Genomic DNA, 2,490 nt, shown 5'->3' with positions numbered 1-2,490 from the left:
TTTTTTTGAAGTGTTAGAAAATGCTAAAAAGACGATTACAGGAAAAATAACCTTCGATTTTGATTTTGTGAGCCAATTAAAAAATTATATCAGTTCGGTCAATGAAAAAATTCAAGGTCTGATTTCTCAAAATATCCTTTTGAGAAGGCAGTTGGAGATGAAAGATACGGAACTAGGGAAAGTAAAGTTTGATTTGAAGTTGGCAGAAGCCAAAAATAAAGGCTTTGATGACAAATTTAAGACGTACAAAGAAAAAGCGGATGTCCTAGATAAACTGTCAGATGTTTTGACTGAAAAAGAAATAGAATCGCTGAATGACAGAATAATAGCTTTAGAAACGAGCAAAACTTTCTCGATAGACAGAGATTTTCAAGGGCCAGAGCTTTGAGCGATTTATGCCGTGAAAGCTATTTGACAATAAGCAGTGACAGAGTACGCTAGTACGTGCCGAGCCGTAAGGCTGAAGCCTTACGGACGGACACGGACAAAGGACGGTAGTCGCTGGTTACTTGTTGTCAAATAGATCATGGAATAAAGTAAGCGTATATGCTATAATAACCAATGCTGAAGCAAAACCTTCCGCAAATTTGTGCGAAAGGAGGTGGAGCGAGTGCACTACATTTTCGACGTCTTACTTGCTATTATGGCAGAAGTAACGGCACATTACATTTGCAAGTGGTTAGATAGCAAGGACAAACGCTAAGGCTAGCCCAAACACCTACAAAAAAAGCCCCTAGGGAACTGGCATTCATTAGGGGCTTCGGTGTGCTTGCGCACTACATTTTCGTACGTTAATTATAGCATGTGTTGTGGAAGTCTGTCAATTATGCTATACTCTTTTAGAGGCGCCTCAGCGATACGGTCGGTGGCGTGAATCTCTTTATCGTCGGGCGACTGGAAACGGATAGCTCAAAGGGCACGATTTTGTGTCGGGTGTGGGACTGCCTTCAGCTTCGAGCTGTAAAGACCCCTGATACACTTCTAAGAGATTGACCCGATAGGGTCTTTTTTTTGTTCCTTGGGTGGAGAAAATGGGGGCGAAACGAAGTGAGCCCCTTTTTATATATATTTAATTATATTTTATATATATTTAAGGCTCTTGAGATCCCTAGAGCGCCAAGGGGTTTCAGCTTTTATGGGTGTAGAAATGTGCAGTTATGGGTGTAGAAATGTGCAGTTATGGGTGTAGAAATGTGCAGTTATGGGTGTAGAAATGTGCAGTTATAAAGAACAAATATATCTTTACATACAAAAAGAAAAATGTTATAATTAATAACAGGTAGGAGGGTTCTTAATGAGTAACGAAGTAGTAAAGTACCACAACGATTTGAATACCGTGGTTATGAGAACTTGGACATCTGAAGAGATGAATTTCTTTTTTGCGATACTGACAAAAGCTAAGGAACAAGGATTGAAAAAACTTGTATTCGATACAGACGAGCTTAGAGAACTTGCTAGTTCATCTCGTAAGTATCGCTGGGAAGAAACAATAACCAATGCTGCTAAGAAAATAGGTCAATTGACCTATTTTGAGCAATCTGAACGAAAGTTTAGAGTAATGACCTTGTTTGAATTTTTTGAGGTAGACTTAGATAAAAAAATGGTAGAAGTTAAGGTGTCATCTAATTTTGACTATATCCTCAATAAATTAGAAACTCAATTTACAAGATATGAACTTGAAGAATTTACTAGTATTAGGTCAACCTATGCCAAAACTATGTATCGATTATTGAAGCAATGGAGAACAGTTGGGAAAAAAGAATTTGCTATAGATGACCTAAAAAGGATACTAGACATGCCCTCTGCCTATAAGTCTAGTGAAATTGATAGGGCAGTGATCAAACCTATCTTAGAACAACTTTCGCCCTATTTTATGGGTTTGAAAGTTAAAAAAATCAAGTCAAACAAGCGAGGAAATCCAGTTCTAGGATACGAGTTCATTTGGAATTCTGAAACATCCGAATCGTATGTTCCAAATAAATTTAACAAGCCAAAACATAAGCAGAAAAGACAGTCCAACGTACCTAGTTGGTCAAATACTGATTACGTGAACACGACAAGCGAAGAGACAAAAGCCGAATTAGAACGTAAAAAGCAAGAAATGTTGGCTAGACTGAATCGTTCAGAATCTCATGAAGTTCAAACAGACATCTATGATTTTTTAGACTAATCCAGGCAGAAAAGAGGGGAGGCAATTTATTTTAGAACCTCAATAAAATCAAAAATTGTGCTAAAATGTAAGTAACGATAGGGTGTAAGTCGGGTGACTGGTAACAGTTTGCTCAAAGGTTGCTGATGATTCAGCTTCAGGTTCGGCACTGCCTTCAGCTTTAGGCTGTAAACAACCCGCGCCACCACTGGCCCTATTATTCGAAGAACTGACCTTTCGAGGTCGGTTTTTTTGTCGGACAATGGCAAAGCCGTCCGACTGACATTTTGAAAAAATGTCTCGCTCGATTTCGAGCGACAAAGAGAAAACTTGGGGTTCGA

General features: G+C 38.7%; 3 protein-coding genes. 2 read left to right on the top strand and 1 reads right to left on the bottom strand.

Annotated elements, in window-relative coordinates:
• Both CUN59_RS22815 and CUN59_RS22810 read left to right on the top strand, forming a co-directional pair.
• The coding region (locus tag CUN59_RS22815) for a hypothetical protein (RefSeq protein ID WP_165790240.1) at positions 1–388 on the top strand (388 nt) is incomplete at its 5' end.
• A 906-nt stretch (positions 389–1,294) separates the two neighbouring features.
• Complete coding sequence (locus CUN59_RS22810; protein ID WP_104389542.1) at positions 1,295–2,170, top strand: replication initiation protein; 876 nt, start codon at positions 1,295–1,297, stop codon at positions 2,168–2,170.
• A 60-nt stretch (positions 2,171–2,230) separates the two neighbouring features.
• On the opposite strand, the gene CUN59_RS22805 is transcribed toward CUN59_RS22810, so the two are convergent.
• A partial coding sequence (locus CUN59_RS22805) for a hypothetical protein (RefSeq protein ID WP_207765458.1) occupies positions 2,231–2,490 on the bottom strand: 260 nt, incomplete at its 5' end.

The sequence above is a fragment of the Cuspidothrix issatschenkoi CHARLIE-1 genome, assembly GCF_002934005.1.
In the GTDB taxonomy this organism is placed as follows: Bacteria; Cyanobacteriota; Cyanobacteriia; order Cyanobacteriales; family Nostocaceae; genus Cuspidothrix; species Cuspidothrix issatschenkoi.
The sequence above is the reverse complement of the archived record's forward strand: the minus strand, read 5'-3'. Positions and strand labels throughout refer to the sequence as shown.